General features: G+C 34.2%; 17 protein-coding genes. 8 read left to right on the forward strand and 9 right to left on the reverse strand.

The window, feature by feature from the left end:
* Window positions 1-242: 242 nt before the first annotated feature.
* Genes nirB through Q0975_RS12865 form a run of 5 tightly spaced genes read left to right on the forward strand, consistent with a single transcriptional unit; the run spans window position 243 to window position 6053 of the window.
* Complete coding sequence (gene nirB / locus Q0975_RS12845) at window positions 243-2762, forward strand: nitrite reductase large subunit NirB (RefSeq protein ID WP_299437241.1); 2520 nt, start codon at window positions 243-245, stop codon at window positions 2760-2762.
* A gap of 26 nt (window positions 2763-2788) precedes the next feature.
* On the forward strand, window positions 2789-3166 hold the full coding sequence (gene nirD / locus Q0975_RS12850; protein ID WP_299437243.1) for a nitrite reductase small subunit NirD: 378 nt from the start codon (window positions 2789-2791) through the stop codon (window positions 3164-3166).
* Window positions 3167-3222: 56 nt separating this feature from the next.
* The gene (locus Q0975_RS12855) at window positions 3223-3807 is read left to right on the forward strand and encodes a DUF4202 domain-containing protein (protein WP_299437245.1); all 585 of its coding nucleotides are present in this window, start codon (window positions 3223-3225) and stop codon (window positions 3805-3807) included.
* Between the two features lie 10 nt (window positions 3808-3817).
* Window positions 3818-5632 carry a type IV pili methyl-accepting chemotaxis transducer N-terminal domain-containing protein gene (locus Q0975_RS12860; RefSeq protein WP_299437247.1) on the forward strand — a complete coding sequence of 605 codons (1815 nt, stop codon included), beginning with the start codon at window positions 3818-3820 and terminating at the stop codon, window positions 5630-5632.
* A gap of 46 nt (window positions 5633-5678) precedes the next feature.
* Window positions 5679-6053: a hypothetical protein gene (locus tag Q0975_RS12865; protein WP_299437249.1), complete on the forward strand. Its 375-nt coding sequence runs from the start codon at window positions 5679-5681 to the stop codon at window positions 6051-6053.
* A gap of 27 nt (window positions 6054-6080) precedes the next feature.
* Here Q0975_RS12865 and Q0975_RS12870 read toward each other — a convergent pair whose 3' ends face one another.
* The 9 genes from Q0975_RS12870 to Q0975_RS12910 form a co-directional block, all read right to left on the reverse strand.
* A complete protein-coding gene (locus Q0975_RS12870) occupies window positions 6081-6953 on the reverse strand; it encodes a BadF/BadG/BcrA/BcrD ATPase family protein (RefSeq protein ID WP_299437251.1) in 873 nt (290 codons plus the stop codon).
* 85 nt (window positions 6954-7038) lie between these two features.
* Window positions 7039-8040, reverse strand: coding sequence for a type I glyceraldehyde-3-phosphate dehydrogenase (gene gap / locus Q0975_RS12875; RefSeq protein WP_298312824.1), 1002 nt, complete (start codon window positions 8038-8040; stop codon window positions 7039-7041).
* 41 nt (window positions 8041-8081) lie between these two features.
* Window positions 8082-9068 (reverse strand): 6-phosphofructokinase, encoded by a 987-nt coding sequence (gene pfkA, locus Q0975_RS12880; RefSeq protein ID WP_299437254.1) that lies wholly within the window; start codon window positions 9066-9068, stop codon window positions 8082-8084.
* Window positions 9069-9320: 252 nt separating this feature from the next.
* The gene (locus tag Q0975_RS12885; protein WP_299437256.1) at window positions 9321-10706 is read right to left on the reverse strand and encodes an alpha-amylase family glycosyl hydrolase; all 1386 of its coding nucleotides are present in this window, start codon (window positions 10704-10706) and stop codon (window positions 9321-9323) included.
* 24 nt (window positions 10707-10730) lie between these two features.
* Window positions 10731-12593, reverse strand: a complete 1863-nt coding sequence (locus Q0975_RS12890) for a glycoside hydrolase family 13 protein (protein ID WP_299437258.1) — start codon at window positions 12591-12593, stop codon at window positions 10731-10733.
* Between the two features lie 112 nt (window positions 12594-12705).
* On the reverse strand, window positions 12706-15012 hold the full coding sequence (locus Q0975_RS12895) for a glycoside hydrolase family 65 protein (protein ID WP_299437260.1): 2307 nt from the start codon (window positions 15010-15012) through the stop codon (window positions 12706-12708).
* A gap of 86 nt (window positions 15013-15098) precedes the next feature.
* A complete protein-coding gene (gene pgmB, locus Q0975_RS12900) occupies window positions 15099-15764 on the reverse strand; it encodes a beta-phosphoglucomutase (RefSeq protein WP_299437262.1) in 666 nt (221 codons plus the stop codon).
* Window position 15765: 1 nt separating this feature from the next.
* Entirely contained in the window at window positions 15766-17142 is a 1377-nt protein-coding gene (locus Q0975_RS12905; RefSeq protein ID WP_299437264.1) for an MFS transporter, read from the reverse strand.
* A 131-nt stretch (window positions 17143-17273) separates the two neighbouring features.
* On the reverse strand, window positions 17274-18296 hold the full coding sequence (locus tag Q0975_RS12910; RefSeq protein ID WP_299437266.1) for a LacI family DNA-binding transcriptional regulator: 1023 nt from the start codon (window positions 18294-18296) through the stop codon (window positions 17274-17276).
* Window positions 18297-18520: 224 nt separating this feature from the next.
* Between Q0975_RS12910 and Q0975_RS12915 the strand changes: the two genes are divergently transcribed.
* Genes Q0975_RS12915 through Q0975_RS12925 form a run of 3 tightly spaced genes read left to right on the forward strand, consistent with a single transcriptional unit; the run spans window position 18521 to window position 24325 of the window.
* Window positions 18521-21475: a SusC/RagA family TonB-linked outer membrane protein gene (locus Q0975_RS12915; RefSeq protein ID WP_299437268.1), complete on the forward strand. Its 2955-nt coding sequence runs from the start codon at window positions 18521-18523 to the stop codon at window positions 21473-21475.
* Window positions 21476-21485: 10 nt separating this feature from the next.
* Window positions 21486-23105, forward strand: coding sequence for a RagB/SusD family nutrient uptake outer membrane protein (locus Q0975_RS12920; RefSeq protein WP_299437270.1), 1620 nt, complete (start codon window positions 21486-21488; stop codon window positions 23103-23105).
* A 32-nt stretch (window positions 23106-23137) separates the two neighbouring features.
* Window positions 23138-24325, forward strand: a complete 1188-nt coding sequence (locus Q0975_RS12925) for a SusF/SusE family outer membrane protein (protein WP_299437272.1) — start codon at window positions 23138-23140, stop codon at window positions 24323-24325.
* The last annotated feature ends 67 nt before the right edge of the window (window positions 24326-24392 follow it).

Genomic DNA, 24392 nt, shown 5'->3' on the forward strand with positions numbered 1-24392 from the left:
GTGGAGTACAAAACTGGGGATGGGCGATGTTAGTAGTAAAACCTAACTTCTTAAAATGGAGTCCTAAACCAACAGAACAATAGACTACTCATCAGAATAAACAATTAAACCTGCGGAATCGGTTTCGCAGGTTTTTTTTATATATTATTTTGAAATTCTCAATTTACAATACTTATAATTACGTAATCTTTACTAAATAAATACGTATTAATACTTAATTTTGAATTACAAATACGTAACTCATGAAGAAGGTAGTAGTAATAGGTAACGGAATGGTAGGTTATAAATTCTGTGAGAAGTTTGTAGCCTCAGAAAAATTCACTGACTATAAACTTATAGTTTTTGGTGAAGAACCAAGGCGTGCATACGACAGAGTACATCTAAGCGAATTTTATGCAGGAAAAACTGCTGAAGATCTAAGTATGTCAGCTGCTAACTGGTATGAAGATAATAATATTGATCTTCATGTTTCAGAAATGATTACCGAGATTAATAGAGAAAACAAAACAGTAGCTAATCATCGTGGAGATACATACACTTATGACTATCTAGTTCTAGCAACTGGATCTTCTGCATTTGTACCTCCAATTGCCGGTGTAGAAAAAGAAGGGGTTTTTGTTTATAGAACCATTGAAGATTTAGAAGCTACCGAAGCGTACGCCAAAAAATTAAAAGCACAAGGAAAAACCGAAGCCGCAGTACTAGGAGGTGGGTTATTAGGTCTGGAAGCTGCAAACGCGGTTAAAAATTTAGGATTAAACGCGCATGTAGTGGAATTTGCTCCAAGACTTATGCCCAGACAATTAGATAAAAGTGCAAGCGATATGCTTCAATCTAAAATTGAAAGTATGGGCTTAAAAGTTCACCTTTCAAAACAAACACAATGTCTACAAGGAGAAAAATCTATTGAAGGTTTACAATATGTTGATAATACCGAACTGAAGGTTGACATGCTTGTAGTTTCTGCGGGGATTAGACCACGTGATGAAGTTGCTAGGGAATGTGGTCTTGAAATTGGTACTCGTGGTGGAATTGTCGTTAATCAGAAAATGCAAACTTCTGACGAAAACATATTTGCAATTGGGGAATGCGCATTACTAAACAGCATGATTTATGGTTTAGTTGCTCCTGGATATGACATGGCAGAAGTTGCTATGCAACAAATTACCGGTAGTGATGCCAAAATGCCTGAGTATATTGACATGTCAACTCAATTAAAATTAATAGGCACCGAAGTAGCAAGTTTTGGTGATGCTCTTAATGAAGCCAAAGAAGAAATAGATGAAATTACGTATGAAAATAAACGTAGTGGAATTTATAAAAAAATAAATGTTTCTAAAGACGGTAAAAAACTTTTAGGTGGAATTTTAATTGGGGATTCATCAGATTATAATTCTCTATTCCAAATTTATAGTAACGGGATGAAACTTCCTGAAGAACCAGAAGACCTTATATTAGGTAGTCGCGGAGGCGATGATGGAGGCCTATTAGGTGATGTAATGGATTTACCAGATGGAGCTCAGATTTGCTCTTGTGAAAGTGTAACCAAAGGACAAATTTGTAGTGCTATAGAAAATGGAGAAGCCACAGATGTTTCCGGAGTAATTAGTTGCACAAAAGCAGGAACTGGTTGTGGTGGTTGTAAACCCATGGTTACTGATTTAACAAATGCTACCCTAAAATCTTTAGGTATTGAGATTAAAGATGGTGTTTGCGAACATTTTGAACTAAGTAGACAGGATTTATATAAAATTATTCAAGTAAAAGGATATACTAAGTTTGATGAAGTACTAGATAATCACGGAAACGGAGGTCACGGATGCGAATTATGTAAACCGCTTATTGCTTCCTTAATGGCTACCATTAATGCGGATACTGCTAATAAAGAATATGCCATTCAAGATTCTAATGATCGTTTCTTAGCAAACATACAACGAAATGGAACGTATTCTGTAGTTCCTAGAGTTCCTGGAGGAGAAATTACTCCCGAAAAGCTAATCGCACTAGGAGAAATTGCTAAAAAGTATGATTTATACACTAAAGTGACTGGTGGAGTACGTATTGATTTATTTGGTGCTACTTTAAATCAATTACCTTTAATATGGAAAGATCTAATTGACAATGGTTTTGAAAGTGGTCACGCATACGGTAAATCTTTGCGAACTGTAAAAACTTGCGTAGGCTCTACTTGGTGTCGTTATGGAATGGATGAAAGTGTCAGTTTTGGTATTGAACTTGAAAATCGATACCGAGGAATTCGTGCTCCACATAAAATTAAAGGTGGAGTTTCAGGATGTATAAGAGAATGTGCTGAAGCCCGTGGAAAAGATTTTGGTTTAATTGCCGTAGAAGGCGGATGGAACTTATATGTTGGCGGAAACGGTGGAGCAACACCAAGACATGCTGAACTATTTGCCGAACAAATTGATAACAAAACTGTAATTAAATACTTAGACCGCTACTTAATGTTCTACATGCGTACAGCAAAACCATTACAAAGAACAGCAGCCTGGCAAGAACGTTTAGAAGGTGGATTGGATTATTTAAAAGAAGTTATTATTGATGATAAACTAGGTATTGCTAAAGATTTAGAAAAAGAAATGGAAACTTTAGTTAACAAGTTTGAATGTGAGTGGACACAGGCTATCAATGACCATGAAATAATGAAACGTTTTAATCATTTTGTGAATAGTGATGAAGAGGATGACAATATTGCTTTTGTACCTATGAGAGAGCAAAAAATGCCAGAACCGTGGAAATAATAAAACAGCTTATAATTTAAAACAACATGGAAGAAATTCTAACAAAATATAAAACTGCCAAATTAGAAAATGTAAAAGTTTGGTTTAAGGCCGCATCAGTGAATGCTTTTCCGAAAGATGGAGGAGCTTGTGTTAAATATAAAGATTTACAAATCGCCGTATTTAATTTTAGCAGACTAAACAAATGGTATGCAAGCCAAAACTTATCACCTGAAAAAAATGAAATGGTACTTAGTAGAGGAATGATTGGTGATCATAATGGAATCCCCAAAGTTGCTTGTCCTCTTCATAAGAAAACCTTTTCATTAGAAACTGGTGAAAATCTAAATGGAGACTTAGCTCCGATCGCAACATATCCTGTGAAAATAGAAGATGGGATTGTGTTTATTGGCTTTGAAGAATAATGTGTTTTTATTACTAAAAACCTTAAATTAGCTGGCATTCTAACACCATTACTTTTATGCCAGCCACAAAACTAAATAAAGCATTTTCTCTTTTTGATAAAGCAAATGCTAATGACCCTAATCAAGAAATCGTAGATGGAAAATCAATCGCTAAAGAATTGATTTATGGTCAACGAATGAGTCAAACGCTGCACAACTTTACTTCAGAAGCATCCGAAGCTTTGCAGTTAGCAGCTAGAGCTCAACATATATGCAGATGGGAAATTCCTAGAAACGACTTTCCAATGGATCGCGTAGGATATTTGAAATGGAGAGAAGAGCTTAAAAAGTTTCATGCTGAAAAAGCCTCTGGAATACTTCAAGAAGTAGGCTATGATCAAGAAACTATTGATAGAGTATCATTTTTGATACAAAAGAAGAAACTAAAAAAAGATGAAGACACCCAAATATTAGAGGATGTAATTTGTCTAGTTTTTCTTAAATTTTATTATGATGATTTCTACGAAAAACACACCCCAGAAAAGGTGATTGATATTTTACAGAAAACCTGGAGAAAAATGTCAGAAAAAGGTCATCAAGCTGCATTAAAGCTATCATATCAAGAAAAAGGATTAGATTTGATTAAGCAAGCTATTGCATAATTTATTTGCATTGAACAAATTAGCATCATTAGATCATCAGACTTTTAATCGCCTAAGTAAAATTTACATTATTGCTTTAGGAGCTATCGCTTTATTCACTATTGGAGCACAATTTTTTATTCAGCAGTATCTCAGTTCTCAAATTGATGATTCCAAAATTATCAATATTTCTGGCAGACAACGAATGCTTAGCCAGAAACTGTCTAAAGAAATTTTATTACTTTCTTATGTTAAAAATGATGAATCAAAAAAACGATATCTATCAGAATTAGAGACAACAATACATCTTTGGAAAACGTCTCATGAGAGGCTAAGAAGGTATAACGATTCAATACCAAAAGGTAAAAATGATAGCACAGAGATAAAACGAATGTTTTTGGTTTTGCAGCCATATTTTGAAACTATATATGAAAACAGTTCACAAATACTTGCTTTAGTAAAGAATGACTCTGTTAATCATGAGGCACTTCAACCCTATCTTGATAATGTAATTTTTAATGAACCTCTTTTCCTTAAACAAATGGATGCCATTGTGTTTAGATATGAAAAAGACGCTCAGGAAAAAATATCTCGCTTAAAAAAAATTGAATACTCGTTATTCGGTCTAATTATTTTAATCTTAATCTTTGAATTTTTTCTATTATTTAGACCTGTTGCGTTAAGTATAAAAAAGACGATATCTAATCTTTTGATATCACAAAAAGATGCCACAGACATGGCTTCTAATGCCGAAAAACTAAGAAAAATTCAAAATGAAAATGTACAAGAACTAGTATCCTTAACCAAAGCACTAGATCAAACCTTGTTATATGCAAGAGTTAATGAACAAGGAATTGTAAAAAACCTGGGAGAACGTTTTGGGAAAGTTTTAAATACAGGTTCAGAATCTGATCAAAAAAACCTTGCAGAACTTATGAACCTAAGTGAACTCCAAGCAAACAGACTGCTTTTACTTATCGCTCAAAATAAAGGTGGTGTTTTTAATGAAGAGTTTGAATTCACTTCTCATCTTGGTAAAAAAATGTGGTTAGACATCTCTATTCTTAATGTTTTCAGGGAATCTGATACCGCAGAAAGATTAGTCCTTTGTTCAGACATTTCTAAAAGAAAAGAAGCACAACTCGAAATTGAAAGATTGAATGACTTAAAATATCAACAAAAAGAAGAATTACAAAAATCTAACGCCAGCCAAATTGTAGAAGCACAGGAAGAAGAAAGAAAAAGAATCGCAAAAGAAATCCACGATAGTATCGGACAGATGCTTACCGCTTTGAAGTTCAATATTGAATCCATTAATACTGACAATATTGAAAAGACAAATCAAAAAATTGAAGGACTTAAAAAGCTATCAAAAGATCTAATATTAGGTATCAGAACAGCCACATTTAACCTTACTCCACCAGAATTAAAAGATTACGGAATTAGCATAGCACTTCAGAAAATGGCAAAAGAATTATCCAAATTAACTGGTAAAAATATTGTCTTTGAGAATACATCTAATCCTGAATTACGCTTTAACTCCTTAGTTGAAACTAATTTATATCGAGTCACGCAAGAAGCAGTAAATAACGCTATCAAATATGCTAAATCAGATTATATACTAATTTCTATAAATAGTTCGGAATCTATATTGAGTATTATTATAGATGATAATGGTCAAGGGTTTGATCTTAGCAAAATACCTACTAAACCAAAAAACAATGCCGAAGGCGGAATGGGGTTGTTTTTCATGAAAGAAAGAATGAATTATATCGATGGAAGAATTTTCATAAGCTCTACTCTTGGAAAAGGTACAAGAATTAGCTTAAATTATAATTTTAGTTAATAAAATTATATATTTTTGCCGTTGATTTATTCCCCAAACAAAAAGAGTGAAAATACATAAGGACAACATAAAGTACCTAATGAACTGGGATTCCAAAAAAATCTGGAAAGAAGAGGTCATTAGTAAAGAGTTTATTAAATATCTCAAAGAAAAAGAGGTTGACAAACTCATAAAAAACAAAGAAACCCAACTAGGGATTATTTCCGAACGAGATATCATTGATTGGATTGAAAAAGAAGAAAATGAAACTTTTTGGAATAACCAGATGAAACACCATATCTGCGAAAAGATTATCAAAGATGATGATGATTATTTTGTAGGTTGTGACTATGAAGATTTCAAAGGTGGATACTTTTTTGTAGCCAGTTTATGGAAAATGAAAAAAGGAGAAAACTTGATAATACTTGAGCATTATCATTAGTTTCTCCTTTGTCTATTTTTAAAAACCTTAAACGTTGTTTGGCTTCTTTTTTATCACATCATTTCTGTAGTAATCTATAATACCATCTATAGGTCTTCTTACAATATTACCAACTGTTAAATGATAAGGCCAAACAGCTGCTCTTATAATATCTTCACTGAAATGTGCTATCGATCCAATGAAGTGAATCGGAACATTCTGGGCTTCAGGGAAACACAATACTCTTGTTTCTACAAACTCCTGAATGCCTTCTGTAATGATTTTATAAAAATATCCATTGCGTTCACTGGTAAAAATAAACTCAGCAAAAGATGCTAAATATGTATTTGGGTTTTCTTTTTTATACAAATTTTCCTTTATAGTATCCGAAGATAGATCAAAACGTTTCTCAAATTCTGCGGCTACTTCTGGTGGCATTCTTTTATAATAATAATCTCTTATTAATCTTTTTCCAAAGTAGTTACCACTAGCTTCATCCATAAGAATATACCCCAAAGAATCTACCGTCATCTTTATTTCATCACCATCAAAATAACAACTATTAGATCCAGTACCTAAAATACAAACAATACCAGGTTCGGTAGTTGCCGCATATACTGCTGCGACCATATCTTCTCTTACAAGAATATCATTAGCATTGGTAAAATAATTTTCAAAAATCTTAGCTAGCATTCTGGTTGGTTTATTGGTACCACAACCAGCTCCATAAAAATGAACTCTATCTATCTTATTTCTATAAGAGGCAAGTTCTTCATTATCCTTAAGTCTCTCTTCTAATAAAGATTTACTAAATACAGCAGGGTTTAAACCTTCTGTACGGGTTTTAAATACAATTTCTCCTTCTTCATCAAGAAGAATCCAATCACATTTAGTAGAACCACCGTCAGCTAATAAAATCATTTTAAAAATTTGTTTGTTGTTGTTGTGTGTGTAAAGAAAAAAGCCCTAATTACATTTAAAATTAGGGCAATATAATTTATTATCCCTATAGATTACCTACATAAGATGAAAGGTCTACCAACTTGGAAGAATACCCGTATTCATTATCATACCAAGATACTAACTTAAAGAAGTTATCGTTTAATGCAATCCCTGCACCTGCATCGAAAGTAGAAGTATGAGCTTCTCCTACAAAATCCTGAGATACTACTGGTTCTTCTGTATATGCTAAAACTCCTTTTAGCTCATTTTCTGAAGCTTTCTTAACTACCGCCTTAAGCTCATCATAAGATACGGATTTCTTAGTTTTTACCGTAAGATCCACTACAGAAACATCTGCTGTAGGAACTCTAAATGCCATACCCGTAAGTTTACCATTTAATTCTGGTATCACTTTACCAACAGCTTTTGCTGCACCTGTAGATGAAGGAATGATATTATTTAAAGCAGAACGTCCTCCTCTAAAATCCTTTTTTGATGGAGCATCTACTACTGCTTGTGTAGCTGTAGCTGCGTGAACTGTAGTCATTAATCCTTCTTCGATTCCGAAGTTATCATTAATTACTTTAGCCAATGGAGCTAAACAGTTTGTTGTACAAGATGCATTAGAAACAACAGTATCTGTTGCTTTAGCATCAGTATGATTTACCCCCATTACAAACATCGGTGCATCTGCTGATGGAGCAGAGATAACAACCTTTTTTGCACCAGCTTTTAGGTGAGCACCTGCTTTATCTAACGTTGTAAAAATACCTGTACAATCCATTACAACATCAACTCCCACTGCATCCCATTTTAATTCTTCAGGGTTTCTTTCTGCGGTGATACGAATCGCTTTACCGTCTACTACAAGACTTCCGTTTTCTACAGCTATAGTACCATCATATTTTCCGTGTACGGAATCATACTCTAATAAATAAGCTAAATGATTTACATCTAACAAATCGTTAATAGCTACTATTTCTACATTCTCGCGTTTAGAAGCGATTCTAAAAGCGATTCTTCCAATTCTACCGAAACCGTTAATTCCAATTTTTAACGTACTCATATTTAATAATTTAGTTGTTTTAATTTAAAACGTGGTTATATTTATACTGAAGTAATATCAGCTACTTTAATTAATCTATCGTGTTTGTGGGTTCTTTTTTCTAAAGCGGTGGTTAGTGGCACAATCGTAACTGTTTTATGAACAATACCTATCATTACTTCGCTTTTTCCTTCTAATAATGTTTCTACCGCTCCTACACCTAATTTGCTAGCTAGTACTCTGTCATAACAGCTTGGAGCTCCTCCTCTTTGTATATGTCCCAACACAGACACTCTTACTTCATAATCTTCTAGGTTCTCTTCTACATATTCTCCTAATTCGAAAATATTCTTGCCGGATTTATCTCCTTCAGCGACAACAATAATACTAGAGGTTTTTCCTGTTTTCTTACTTTTCTTCAGAGATTCTATAAGTCTGTCTACTCCCATATCTTCTTCAGGAATTAATATCTCCTCAGCTCCTGCTCCAATTCCAGCATTCAAGGCAATATCTCCAGCATCTCTTCCCATAACTTCAATAAGAAATAAACGATTATGCGAACTTGCAGTATCCCTAATTTTATCTATAGCTTCCACTACTGTATTCAATGCAGTATCATACCCAATAGTGTAATCAGTTCCATTGATATCATTATCAATTGTTCCAGGAATTCCTACTACAGGAAAATTAAACTCTTCAGAAAGTTTTAATGCTCCGGTAAAACTTCCGTCTCCTCCGATAACAATCAGCGCATCAATATTGTTCTTTACTAAATTATCGTAAGCCTTCTTTCGTCCTTGTTCTGTTCGGAAATCATTAGAACGGGCTGATTTAAGGAAAGTTCCTCCTTTATTTATAATATTTCTTACTGAACGTGCATTCAGTTGTTCCATTTCATTGTGTATAAGACCTTCATAGCCTTTATAAACACCAAAACAATTTACCTGATAATAACTACACGCACGAACTACTGCTCTAATTGCAGCATTCATTCCAGGAGCATCTCCTCCTGAAGTAAGTACAGCGATATTTTTAACTTCTTTTGTCATTGAAGTCAAATCTATCGTTATTGACCACAATAACCTAATTTGCCCAAAATCTATAACGTTTTCGGTTAATAAATTCAGTAATTACTGACAAAAAACGTGCGGTTTTAACACATTTTCATGAATAATGTTAAGGAATAAGTAAAACTTTAAAATAGCTATTGACATTGTTTTGTATTCTTTATCAATTATACAAAAAGCAAAAACGACCTATAAAAATAGATCGTTTTTGTAAAATTTAATATAAAATATTAATTACTCTTGAATTAGAATTAAATACTGCCAAGGGCTTAATTCATATTCTTGTCCCTTAGTTGCATCAATATATTCTCCAAAAAGATAATCTTTAAACTTCCCTTCATATGCTGCTGTAAATTTCACTGGCTCTTTTGTCATATTAGACACGAAAACCACTTTATTACCTTCTTTTTCTCTTTTAAACACTAAAACTTTATCATCTGACGAAGTTTTAATACGAGTATAAGAAGCTGCATTTTTACCACCATTCAATGCTGGATTTTCATTTTTAAGCTTTCCTAATTTCTCATATAATGGAAAGAATACTCCTTTCTTTTTGATAATAGTATCTTTTTCGAAAAAAAGTAATCGCTTATCCATATCATATTCTTGTCCAGAATAGATCAACGGCATTCCTGGTGCTACATAAGATAACGCAGCAAACATCTCTTTAGAATCACCCATTCTTTCCTGAACAGTTCCATTCCAAGAATTTTCGTCGTGATTAGAAGTAAAGTTCATTAAAATATCATCTTTAGCATACATTGTATCTACTTGAATCATTCTTTTATCCCAAGCTTCTACAGTGTTTTCTCCTTTTGCAATATGATTCATTACGTGATGCGTATCCCATCCATATCCCATATCAAATGCGTTCTCCATCAATTCTGGTTCCCAGCCTTCTGCCAGCATAAATACAGGTTTAATTTCCTTAAGTTCCGCAACTGTGTTATCCCAAAAATCAACTGGTACCATTCCCGCTACATCGCAGCGGAAACCATCCACGCCTTCTTCTTTTACCCAGTATTTCATAGCATCAAGCATTCCTTTCCTCATATCTGTATTATCGTAATTGAGATCCGCTACATCGGTCCAATCAGTTCCTACAGTATGTGTTATTTCTCCTTTATCATCTTTTGTATAAAACTCAGGATGTTCTTTTAACCAAACGTGATCCCATCCTGTGTGATTAGCTACCCAATCTAACACTACATAAATACCATTATCATGAGCTGTTTTTACTAGTTCTCTAAAATCTTCTATCGTTCCGAATTCTGGATTAACTTTAGTATAATCAGAAATGGCATAATAACTACCTAGCGATCCTTTACTTTTGGTAGTCGATATTGGATATATTGGCATTACCCAAAGTACTTTTACCCCAAGGGTTTTTAGTATTGGAATATCTTTGGTAAATGCCTTAAAAGATCCCTCTTCAGAATATTGACGGATATTTGCTTCATATATCACGGCATTTTCCATCATAACAGCACTTACCGGAGCTAATCCTTTGTTTACTTCTTCAACAACAGTTTCGACTTTTGCAACTGTTTCTTCTTTTTTTGTCTTTCCGCAGGAAAATATAACACCAGCTAGGGCAAGACATAAAATTATTTTCTTCATTTTTTAATAATTAAAATTATAGATTTATTGTAATGATATGATCATCGATGTTTTTGGAGATATCGTAATATTTTCACTCACATCGATAGTATTGTCTGTAATAATATCTTTTCCTACTTTAGAATCCTTTAACCCTTCTTTAAAACGGGTAATATCGAGTTCCTGACTTTCTGAATTGTTATTAATAACAACCATCACCCGCTCTTTTTTTGTATACCTGAAATACACATACACATTATTAAACGGTATATACTGCAATAGTTTTCCATTATGAACAGCATTGCTATTCTTCCTCCAGTTCAGTACTTTTTTAGTAAATGCATGGAATGCTTCTTCGTCCTTTGTTCTTCCTATTACTTTATCAGAAGCTCCTTCGGCAATAAAAGAACTCCTTTTGTCGTCAGGCCATCCTCCTGGAAAATCTCTACGAATATCACCATCTCCCTTTTTATCCCGATTACCTAACATCCCTATTTCATCTCCATAATAGATCTGAGGGATACCTCGAGTTGTAAAAATTAAAGTCATCGCCATCTTATACTTGTATATGTCACTTTGATAAATCTCATTAATTCTATTAGTATCATGATTACCAGCAAAAAGAAGTATGTTATTAATATCTGGATATAAAAAATCATTGGTAAAATTCTCATAAGCTCTTATCATTCCTTTATCCCAAGAGCTCACCTCTTCATGAAACATTATCGTTATGGCATCGTGAAGTGTAAAATCCATAACTGATGGTAAGTGCGAATTGTAATTATCAATAGCTCCAATTTTACTGTCTTTTTGCCAATATGCCATTTGTGCTTGATCATGCATCCAGACTTCTCCTACAATATTAAAATTTGGATATTCATCCATAATGGCTTTTGTCCATTTAGCAATTCCTTCTTTATCATTATATGAATACGTATCTACTCTAAATCCATCTAAATCTGCATATTCTATCCACCAAATAGCATTTTGACTAATATAATTTAGAAGTAAAGGATTGCTTTGATTCATATCTGGCATTGTAGTATCAAACCAACCATTCATACATCCTTTTGCATCAACTACAGAAGCATTCGTGTCGAATTGAGTTGTCATACGATAATTACTTCTTCTGAAACCTTCTGGCCACTGATGTATCCAATCTTTTGTTGGTAGATCTTTGATCATCCAATGCTTGGATCCCCAATGATTAGTAACATAATCCATAATCAGTTTCATATCTAACGTATGCATCTCTGAAGCTAATCGCCTATAATCTTCATTAGTACCATATCTTGGATCAATTTTATATAGGTCACTTTGCGCATATGTATGATAGGAATATACTGGCTCATTATCCTCTAATAAAGGGGTGCTCCAAAGTGCCGTTGCTCCTAAATCATTCAGGTAATCAAGATGATCTATTATCCCTTGAATATCACCACCATGACGCCCTCCAGGATTAGAACGATCTGCTTTTTCTACTGTATCTTTATGAGAATCATTTGCTGTATTACCATTAGCAAAACGATCCGGCATAATTAAGTACATTACATCGCTACTATCGAATCCTTTTCGCTCTGCGGAACCTTCTCTTCTGGTTTTAAACTCATATCGTTGAGAAAAAACTATTTCATCATTTTCCTTGAAGTTTATAACTACAGTTCCCGGCTCAATATCTTTAGTGTTGATTGTTACAAAAACATAATTAGGATTCTCCGTTTTAGTAATATCATTGATTGTTATACTATCTATTTCTATAGAATACTTGGCTATTTCTTTGCCATAACACATTAATTGCAATTGATTAGATTGCATATTACTCCACCAAAAAGGAGGTTCTATTTTTTCTATCTGCCCATAGGTTAATGAAATAAATAACCCAAAAAACATGGTTAATATTCTCTTCATTGGTTTAATTTTAATTTGTATAATTCGTATTAACTCTGATTAGTGGAATTGAAATAAATACCCCAAAAACAAAAGCCTTTGGGGTATTAAATATTTTCATTTGTACAATTATTTAAACAGTCGTTAAGCTATTCGGAGAGATGGTGAACTCTTTATCATCTACATATATCAATAGTTCATGTTCTCCTTCTAAATTAAAAGTAGTCCCTTCTTGAGAAACATTTACCTTCAAAATACTGCTTCTAAAGTTTACATTAAATGTATATCCTTTCCATTCTTTAGGAATTTTAGGAGTAAACGATAATGTATCATTCTTAACTCTCAAACCTCCAAAACCTTCTACAATACTCATCCAGGTTCCAGCCATACTAGTAATATGAAGACCTTCTTCTACTTCTTTATTATAATCATCAAGATCTAGCCTTGAGGTTCTTAAATAAAAGGTATACGCCTGATCCATTCTATCTAGAGTAGCGGCCTGTATACTATGTACACAAGGAGAAAGCGAAGATTCATGCACCGTAAATGGCTCATAAAAGTCAAAATGACGTTCTAATTCTTCTCTAGTAAATTGATCCTCGAACATATAGAAACCTTGCAAAGTATCCGCTTGCTTTATATATGGCGATCTCAATATTCTATCCCAGCTCCATTTTTGGTTAATCGGACGCTGAGAGGCATCAAGATTATCAACTTTGATTAGTTCTTTATCTAAGAAACCGTCTTGCTGTAGATATACTTGATGTTTTTCTGAGTACGGGAAATACATCTTATCAGCTACATCCAGCATTGCATTTATTTCTTTCTGATCTAGCTTAGTCTTTTCTATAATTCTATCGTAATCTGCTTTATATTCTGACTTTACCTTTTCGATATTTTCAACACAATAATCGATACACCATTTTGCTAAATAATTAGTATACCAGTTATTATTAATATTGTTTTCATATTCATTAGGTCCCGTAACACCTAGGATAACGTACTTCTCTTTATCCGTAGAAAATGTTGCTCTCTGATGCCAAAAACGAGCAATGGCAATCATTACCTCTAATCCCATCTCCGGAATGTAGCTATAATCTCCTGTGTAACGCAAGTAATTATAAATAGCAAATGTCATTGCACCATTTCGATGAATTTCTTCGAAAGTAATCTCCCATTCATTATGACACTCTTCTCCATTCATAGTAACCATTGGATACAACGCCGCTCCATTAGTAAAACCTAATTTTTCAGCGTTTTCTATGGCTTTCTCCAAATGATTATAACGATACTGCAATAAACTTCTCGCTACATTTTGGTTTTTTGTTGCCATGTAAAAAGGTATACAGTATGCTTCAGTATCCCAATAGGTACTTCCTCCATATTTCTCTCCAGTAAAACCTTTTGGACCAATATTTAATCGAGCATCTTTACCCAAATAAGTCTGATTCAGTTGAAAAATATTAAAACGAATACCTTGTTGCGCTTTTACATCTCCATCAATAACAATATCCGCCATTTCCCAAATCTTGGACCAAGCTTTCTTCTGTAAATCTAACAACGCTTCAAACCCTGATTCCGAAGCTTGCTTTAATACTGCAGCACTAGCAGAGGCAATATCCTCTTGCTTATGATTTAGTGAAACTGTATAACCACCAAACTTGTGCAACTCAGCAGTAGTACCTTTTTTAACTTCTACCTCATAGCTTAGACTTGCATAGGTTTTGTTTGTTTCTACGGTAGGGTAAACATCCTGTAATTTTCCGTCTAAGAATAATTGATTCAGCATTCCCGTGCATACATGAAACTCAGTTTTCATGGTTTTTGAAGATATATAGGCAGCATTTCCTTTATGCGATACTTCATAGGTATCCCAAAATTTATCATCCCAATTTGTATCTTCATTAGTAATTCCAGCATCCAAATATGGAGTAAAATGTACTAGAGCATCTTTATTTATTGGCTTTACTTCATACTTAATCGCACCAACTTCATCTAAATCTAAACTTAAGAATCTAGTTGATTTAACCAAAACTTCAGTATCATTTCGTAAAACTGCTTTAAAAGAACGTTGATACCAACCTTCTTTCATATTAAGTTCTCTTCGAAAATCTGAAACCGTTTTACACTTATGAAGATTTAGTTTTTCTCCATTAATTTCCACATTAATGCCTATCCAATTAGGAGCATTCAATACTTTAGCAAAATACTCTGGATATCCGTTTTTCCACCAACCTACTCTGGTTTTATCAGGATAATATACTCCTGCTATATAACTTCCCTGAAAAGTAGGGCCTGTATATGTCTCTTCAAAATTTGCACGCTGCCCCATCGCACCGTTACCTATACTAAAAAGACTCTCTGAGGATTTAACTCGTTCTACATCAAATCCTTCTTCAATTATAGACCAGTTATCTGGTTTAATATAATCCTGATTCATCGGTTCTCTTTTTTATTTTTAGTTTCCAGAAGAATTTACTTATGTATCAAATATCTTTTGTACTTAGGAAATCCTCCGAATTATTCTCAATTTCTTTTGGTTGTAACTAATTGGTTAATGAATTCTTCTTTTATTTCTGTAAAATCTTTAAACACATAATCTGCTTCATGCAACACCTTAGGATCTCCGATACCAATACTCACCATATTAGCAATATTGGCAGCTTGAATACCCGCGACAGAATCTTCAAAAACAACACAATCTTTAGGATCTATTCCTAATTTCTGTGCTCCTATTAAAAACACTTCTGGATCCGGTTTTGCTTTTGACACATCTGTACCATCAACAATCGCTTGAAACTTCTCTTTTAACAATACTTTTTCTAAAATGATTCTTGCATTCTTACTTGCAGAACCTAGTGCAACACCCTGCTCTTCAGTCAACAAATATTCCAAAATCCTAGGTACATCCGGAAGAATTTCAGAAGTATCCATCGTTTCAATGTAGTTCAGATACTCTTCATTTTTTTTCGTCATCAAACTGGTAAAGTCCTTTTCTGAAATGGTTTTATTTCCCCATTCTAAAATTTTCTCTAAAGATCGTACTCGGCTAACTCCTTTTAGTTGTTCATTTTGTTCCTCAGAAAAAGATATTCCAAGACTATTGGCTAAATTTTGCCAAGCTAAAAAATGATATTTTGCGGTGTCTACAATAACACCATCAAGATCAAATATGAATCCCTTTTTGGCCATTCTAAATTTCTTTTGGGTTATATGTAATAGCGTCTTTATTAGTAATCAACAAGTTACAAAAACCTGCTATGATTAGACTAATTCCTGCTACTATCATTGCGTTAATTGTCTCTTCTCCGAGAAGCTTATACGTAAAATTAATTCCCCCTACAGCAGCTATCACTTGAGGTACAACAATAAACATATTAAATATCCCCATAATAACTCCCATTTTTTTGGGATCTACAGAACTTGATAACATGGCATACGGCATTGACAGTATACTTCCCCAAGCAAAACCTACTAAAGTAAAAGAAAGAATTAACCATATAGGAGAGGGAACAAAGTACATAGAGATAAATCCTATCCCTCCTAATATTAAAGAGAATAAATGTACCAGTTTTCTATTTATTCTTCTTTTGGAAGTATAAAAAGCAAGTATTAAAGCAAAGGCCATAGAAGATAACCCGTATATTCCCATATAGCTTCCTACTTCATTTGATGATTTTTGAAAGGCTGTATTAGCTACTTGAAATTTCTCTGCTGATTCTACAACGTCCATGTCATAATTAGATTCAATAGGTGCAGGTGTTTTAAAAACATGTTCTGTAAGTGCTGGATTGGTCAATCCCCACATTGTAAAAAATGCAAACCAACTAAAAAACTGAACTAATCCAAGTTTTTTCATTGTCAACGGCATACTTCCTATGTTCCCAATAATATCCGAAATAAAGCTATTCTTCTTTTGCTTTTCTTTTTCGAATTCTTCCATATCTTCAGGAGGGTATTCTGTAGTAGTAAATACTGTGTAAAAAATACTTACAAGAAAAACAAAAGCGCCTATAGCAAATGCAACTTTTACTGACATCGGAACGACTCCACTAGGAGCAGCATCACTAACACCCAATTGAGAAACCATCCAAGGTAGATTACTTGCTACAAATGTACCTATACCAATAATTAAAGTTTGAATTACAAAACCATAGGAACGCTGAGAATCTGGTAATTTATCTGCTACCAATGCTCTAAAAGGTTCCATGGAAATGTTAATCGAAGCATCAAGAATCCATAAAAACCCAGCTGCCATCCATAAAGCAGAAGAATAGGGTACAAAAAAGAGGGCAATAGAACTTAGGACTGCACCGATTAAAAAGTACGGCCTTCTCCTACCCCATCTAGGACTCCATGTCCTATCACTAAGATACCCAATTATAGGCTGCACTAATAACCCTGTTAAAGGGGCTGCAATCCACATGATTGGGATGTCATCAATTTCTGCTCCTAGAGTTTGAAATATTCTTGACATGAATCCACCCTGTAAGGCAAATCCAAATTGTATCCCTAGGAAACCGAAACTCATGTTCCATATTTCCCAGAAACTTAGCTTACGCTTGTTCATTAAGTAAATATTTGATTATTACTTGATAAGCGCGTACACTTATCAAAACTTATGTTAGTAGAAAGTGAAAATATAAGTTCTGATAGGGTTCAAATATATTATATTATTTTAAATAAAATAGTTTTAGTGTATTATTTTTTTGTGGACTGTCTTTGGATTAGACTCGTATCAATGATTACAGTTTTATATTCTTCTGGAACATCTTCTTCGCCCTCTAGCTTGTCTATAAGCAGCTTTGCGGCTCTAATACCCATTTCTTCTCCGTGCTGACTAATGGTTGTCAAACTAGGGATAAAATGTTTAGATAATATACCATCTGTAAACCCTACAATAGAAACATCATCAGGTATTTTTTTACCTTGTTCGTCTAAAATTTTTGCTGCTGTAACGGCAAATAATTCGTTTACTGCAAAAATTGCATCCACATCTTTATTTTCAAGAAAATCAGAAATCTCCGACTCACAATTATCAATATCTTCTATTTTTAGAATATAGTCTTCACGTGCAGTAATATCATAAGCTCTTAAAGCTCTTAAATATCCATTAGTCCTAAGTTTACCTACACTTATATAATCTACCGTAGTAAGAATAGCTATTTTTTTGCAGCCTAATGACAAAAGATGATTTGTAGCAGTTTGAGCGCCTTTTCCGTCATCAATAATAACCTTATCACACACAAGTTCATCTATAATTCTATCAAAAAGAACAACAGGCATACCCTGGCTCATAGTTTCTTCTATATGATGATAGTCTTTTTTTTGTTGCGTTTCTTTTGCAACAGACAAAATAAAACCATCAGCACTTCCGCTAGCTAACATTTCTAAATTGATTACTTCTTTATCAAAAGAATTATTGGAGGAACATATAATCACGTTATATCCTTTTTCATTCGCAACCTTCTCTACTCCTCCTATTACTGTTGTGAAAAAGTGATGAACAATCTCTGGGATAATAATTCCAATTGTTTTTGTTTTTCGGTTTTTGAGGCTCAGTGCAATGTTGTTAGGTTTGTAGTTATACAACTTAGCGAAAGCTTTTACCTTTTGTCGAGTATCCAAACTTATCTCTACACTATCTTTTAGTGCTTTTGATACGGTAGAAATAGATACATCGAGTTCTTTTGCTATTTGTTTTAACGTAACTTTTTGTTTCATTACCCTAGAATTTTTATTAAAAGTTAAAGATTGGCGCGAAAATATGCCATATGATCAGAATTACCCTTAAAATTTTAACAGGATTTTAAAAGTTATCCACACGCAAACGTTTTCGTAAGGTTACGGCTACACCGTAGCTAAAATTTAACATAGATTTTACATACATTGGCTTTCAGAAAGTGAAAATATAAGGCTAAAAACAATTAAAAACTAATTTAAATTATATGAAAACATTTACTAAAAGCGCATTGTTTTTATTGTGGTTGATACCAATGAGCTTTTTTGCACAGTCTACGGTCACAGGTACTGTTACTGATGCTGGAAATGGTCAACCGATTCCCGGTGTGAATATCATTCTCAAGGGAACAACAAACGGAACTTCATCAGATTTTGATGGAAACTACACCTTAAGTGGTGTTAACAACGGAGACATTATTGAGTTTTCCTATGTAGGTTTTTTACCTCAGGAATTCTCCTATTCTGGAACCGATAGAATTGATGTAGCATTACAAGAAGATGCTGCAGAATTAGAACAAGTAGTGGTTATTGGTTATGGGTCCGCCAGAAAAAAGGATCTAACAGGTTCTGTAAGTACAGTAACTGCGGATGATTTTAACAAAGGAAATATTGTTTCTCCAGAAAACCTATTGAACGGTCGAGTAGCTGGGGTTAATATTACCGCTGGAGGTGCACCTGGTTCTGGAGCAGCTATTAGAATTCGTGGTGGTGGTTCCTTAGCAGCCTCTAATGATCCTTTAATCGTAATTGATGGATTACCTGTAAACAACAATGTAGTTGGAGGTTCACAATCTATACTTTCATCAATTAACCCTAATAATATTAAATCTTTCACCGTTTTAAAAGATGCATCTGCAGCAGCTATTTATGGAAATAGGGCATCTGCAGGGGTTATTATTATTGAAACAATTAAAGGAAGTAAAGGTCTACAGGTAGATTATAATTTTCAATCTGGTATCTATACAGTTCCAGAAACTATAGATGTTTTTTCTGCACCGGCATTTAGGGATGTCGTTAGAGAGCAAGCTTTAGTTAACAACAATATTGATCCTACTTTATTAGGAAATGCAAATACTGATTGGCAAAAGGAAATATACAGAAATGCAGTTTCTACTGACAATAACATCTCTGTTAGAGGTTCTCTATTTGATGTATTGCCTGTTCGATTATCATTAGGACATTTAGATCAGGAGGGGTTACGTTTGACAAGTGATTTTCAAAGAAGTTCTGCTGCATTGGTATTAAACCCCACATTCTTAAATGGAAGTCTTAAATTTAATTTAAACGCTAATGCTACCTTCGAAAAAAGAAGATTTGCAAATGGAATTGAAGGAGCAGCTATAGCTTTTGATCCAACACAGCCGGTCTATGATCCTAGTTCTCCTTTTGGAGGTTTCTTTGAGTATGACAGTATTAACCCAGATGGATCATTAAATAATGTTCTAGCGGCTACTAACCCAGTGGCATCTCTTTTGCAAAGAAATAACAGAAGTGAAGTAGATCGTTACTTCGGAAATTTCAAAATAGACTATTCTTTATGGTTTATGCCTGAATTAACGGCAACCGTTAATATCGGTTTTGATGAGCAAAATGGTGATGGTTTTAATGAGTTATCTCGAGAAAGTAGTAGTGGTCAACTATTATCTGATGGTACTTTAGATGGTAGCAGAACAGATTTTACAAGTTATAGAAGAAACACATTATTTGATTCTTATTTAAACTACAAAAAAGAATTCGGAGGTTTTAATTTAGATGTTACTGGTGGATATTCTTACCAAAACTTTAGAGTAGAAGATTTTAACACAGGTGAATTAAGAGGTGATAGTCAGTCTAATCAAGCAGTAAGAGCATTTGATCCAGATTTGGTATTGGTCGCATTTTTTGGCAGAGCCAATTTATCTGTTAATGACAAGTACTTATTGACGCTTTCTTATAGAAGAGATGGTACATCCAGATTCAGCGAAGATAACAGATGGGGTAATTTTCCATCTGCAGCATTTGCTTGGAATATCTCAGATGAAAACTTCTTAGCAAATTCTCAAACGTTAAGCAATCTTAAACTACGTTTAGGATATGGTGTTACTGGACAGGAGAATATCGGAGCTGGTCAGTTTAATAAATTACCTTATTTAGCTCAATACCAGTTAGGGCAAAACACTTCTCAATATATTTTTGGTAATGCAGCTATCACAGTAGCTAATCCTTCATTAAGAAATGAAGAATTACAATGGGAAGTTGCCACACAGTATAACCTTGGTTTAGATTTTGGATTATTTAATGATCGAATTAACGGATCTGTTGACGTATATAGAAGAGAAACTGAAGATTTATTTATTAGTGGTAGTTTACCAGATGGTGCCAACTTTGGAAATATCGGACAACAAAACCTTGGTGAGTTACTGACACAAGGTATCGAATTAAACCTTAATGCGGATATCGTAAAAAGTAAAAACTTTGTTTGGAACATAAACTATAATGCCGCTATGATCGATCAAGAGGTTGAAAAACTTGTAGGTGGTGAAGATCAATTAGTAGGGCCATCAGTAGGTGGAACCGGTGGTAATATACAATTACACCGAGAAGGATTTGCCCCTTTTTCTTTCCTAGTATTCAAACAACTATATGATGCTAACGGAGCTCCTATTGAAGGTGCTTATGCGGATCTAAATGGTGATAACATTATCAATAGTGAGGATAGATATATTTACAGAAATCGTGACGCAGATGTAACTATGGGATTCCAATCTAATATGACCTATAAAGGTTTTGATTTTTCTTTTAATTTAAGGGCGAGTCTTGGTAATTATGTATTCAATGGGGTATCAAATACGGCTACCTATAATGCCATTAATAATAATGGAACTTTAGCGAATATTAACACTTCTGTATTAGATACTAATTTTAACGTTTTTGGAGACACATTCCAATCCGATATTTATGTAGAAAACGCTTCATTTTTAAAGATGGACAATGTAACACTAGGATATACATTCACTAAATTCTTTGGAGATACTTCTTCTATAAGATTATGGGGTGGTGTTCAGAACGTATTTACAATCACTGAATATTCAGGTTTAGACCCTGAAATCTTTTCTGGAGTTGATCAAACTATCTTCCCAAGGGCAAGAACTTTCTTAATGGGAGCTAACGTAAAATTTTAATTGATTTATTATGAAAATAAATATAAAAACTAATTATTTCAAGTATTTAATGCTGATGATCGGTGTCATCGCTTTAAATTCTTGTACAAGTGATCTAGAACAAAGTCCGAGAGATGACAGTGTTTTCATTGATGAAGAATTCTACTCAGATCCTGGTTCTTATGAGCAAGCAATCGCTGGAGTATATGGAAACTTCTCTCTTACAGGGCTAACAGGGCCGACCTCTTCGAATATTGGTGGACTTGATGCGGGAACCAGTCAATATGGTCGTGGTATTATGAATATGCAAATATTTAGTACAGACGAGATTGTATGGACATATATTAATGATGAAAGTGGATTTATAGATGATTTACAAACATCTACCTGGACAGGTGCAAATACCATAATTCGAGGTTTCTTTAGTAGGGCTATGTACTCAGTAGCTTTATCCAATGAATTTTTACGTCAAACAACTGACGGAAAATTAGATTCCAGAGGTGTTAGCGGAGAACTAAGAACAGAAATAGGAGCTTACAGAGCTGAAGCAAGATTAATTAGAGCGTTAGCATATTATCATTTAATGGATTCTTATGGTCGAGCTCCATTATATAGTGAGAATGATCCCGTAGGGAATGTACAAGGTCCTGAAATGGATCGCCAACAACTGTTTGAGTTTATAGAAGGCGAATTACTAGCTATAGAGTCTGAACTTTCTGACCCAAGACAAAATGAGTATGGTAGGGCTGACAAAGCAGTAGCTTGGGCAATTCTTGCTAAAATGTATTTAAATGCTGAAGTATATATTGCTGCTAATCGTTATAGTGATTGTATTACCTACTGCGAAAGAATAATCGATGGAGGGTATACACTAGCAAATAATTACAAAGACCTTTTTAGAGGTGATAATGATACCAATCAAGCTGTTAATGAAATTATCTTTCCTCTTATAGCTGATGGGCAATTTACTCAGAATTTCGGTCCTACTACGGTAATGACGAACGGTGCTGTAGGTAGTCTTGAACAAAATGGAGAAAACCTTGGTGTAGCTGCTGGAGGTTGGGGAGGAGCCATAAGAATTTCTCCTCAGTTTGCTGAGAAATTTGATGATGCTGCTTTTACAAATGATGAAAGAAATACTATTATTAAAGATGATAGAACAGCAGAGATCACTAATATCACGGATCCTGGAACTGGTTTTGTATTGGAAAAGTTTACAAATGTTACAACAACTGGTGATACAGGTACCGATCCTAATAACACTTTTTCTGATGTTGATTTCCCTCTTTTCAGGTTAGCTGATATTTATTTAATGTATGCAGAAGCAAATCTTCGTGGCGGTGGTGGCGATCCAAACACCGCGTTAGGATATATTAATGATCTAAGAAATAGAAGTAATGCAGCAACTGTTTCTACAGGAGATGTTGATCTTGATTTTATCATTGATGAAAGAGCTAGAGAATTATACTGGGAAGGACATAGAAGACAAGATCTTATTCGTTTCGGAATATTCTCTGGAGGTGGATATAACTGGGCGCTTAAAGGAAATTCTCAAAACGGAATTTCGATTCCAGCGTTTAGAGATCTATTCCCTGTTCCAGATGCAGCAAGAGCTGCGAATCAAAACTTAGGCCAGAATCCTGGTTATTAATTATTAAACTCAATTTTTAAAAATAAAGCAAAATGAAAAAAGTATCAATAATCATGATGGCATTAGTAACCTTAATTGGGTTCAATGCTTGTACTGACGACGACGCATTAGTATTTACAGCACAAGACCCTGTAGAGGCTATTACATTTATAAATTCTGTTTCTTCAGAATATGTATTAACATTAGATGCATTTGACAATACTGCAGAAAGATTCGTATGGCAATCTCCTGATTTTGGAGCTGATACTGCAATAACATATGATCTACAAGGTGCTGCAGAGTCTACTTTTACGACTTTCGAATCTTTAGGAACTACTTCTGCCAATGATATTGCAATAACTGTAAAACAATTATTTGATTTAGCGGCTATTGCCGGACTTGATAATGATCCTGAAACCTCTCAAGTAGATGGGGACGGTAACCCTGTTCTTGACGGTGAGGGTAATCCAGTACCTAATAATGCGGGTGAGTTATTTTTTAGATTAGTAGCTTCTGTGGGAACTACTGATGGTGGACCTTCTACTACTTCTGATGTATTACCATTAAATGTATTCTTACCGGAACCAACAGGAGAAGAGCCAATAATATTATTAAGAGAATTGTTCTTTGTTGGAAATGCTACAGCAGCAGACTGGAATAACAATAATAACAATACTCCAATGACCAGAGATCCACAAAATGAAAATTCTTATAGTTACACAGGTTATTTTGTTGCTAACGAGTTTAAATTACTGGAGATCAAAGGTCAATGGCAACCACAATGGGGACTTGATGGTGGAGGATTCACTAGTAGTGATATTCTTGGAGGAGATCCAGCATCTTTTGTTGTACCAACAACAGGTTATTACACGTTAACGGTTTCAGTTGATCCTGATAACCTAAGTTCTAGCTTTGATCCTTTTGATGAAAGTGCATCCGTAACATATCCAACTATTGGATTTATTGGAGATGCTACTCCTGATGGATGGGATAGTGACACAGATCTTACACAATCTACTTTTGATCCACATATATGGTATGCTAATGGTGTTACACTTACTGTTGGAGAAATGAAGTTTAGAGCACAGGATGACTGGGCTGTAAACTGGGGGAGCAATACCGAATTAACTGGTTTTGCTACTCAAGATGGACCGAATATCCCTGTTACTAGAGAAGGAGTATATGACATCTGGTTTAATGACCTTGATACAAGTTATGTACTTATTCCGATAGTAGAATAATATATCCTTAGTTACCAAAAAGGCTGTGTAATAACAGCCTTTTTTCGTTCTAATCAAACACAATAAG

The sequence above is a fragment of the uncultured Aquimarina sp. genome (assembly GCF_947500065.1).
Taxonomy (GTDB): domain Bacteria; phylum Bacteroidota; class Bacteroidia; order Flavobacteriales; family Flavobacteriaceae; genus Aquimarina.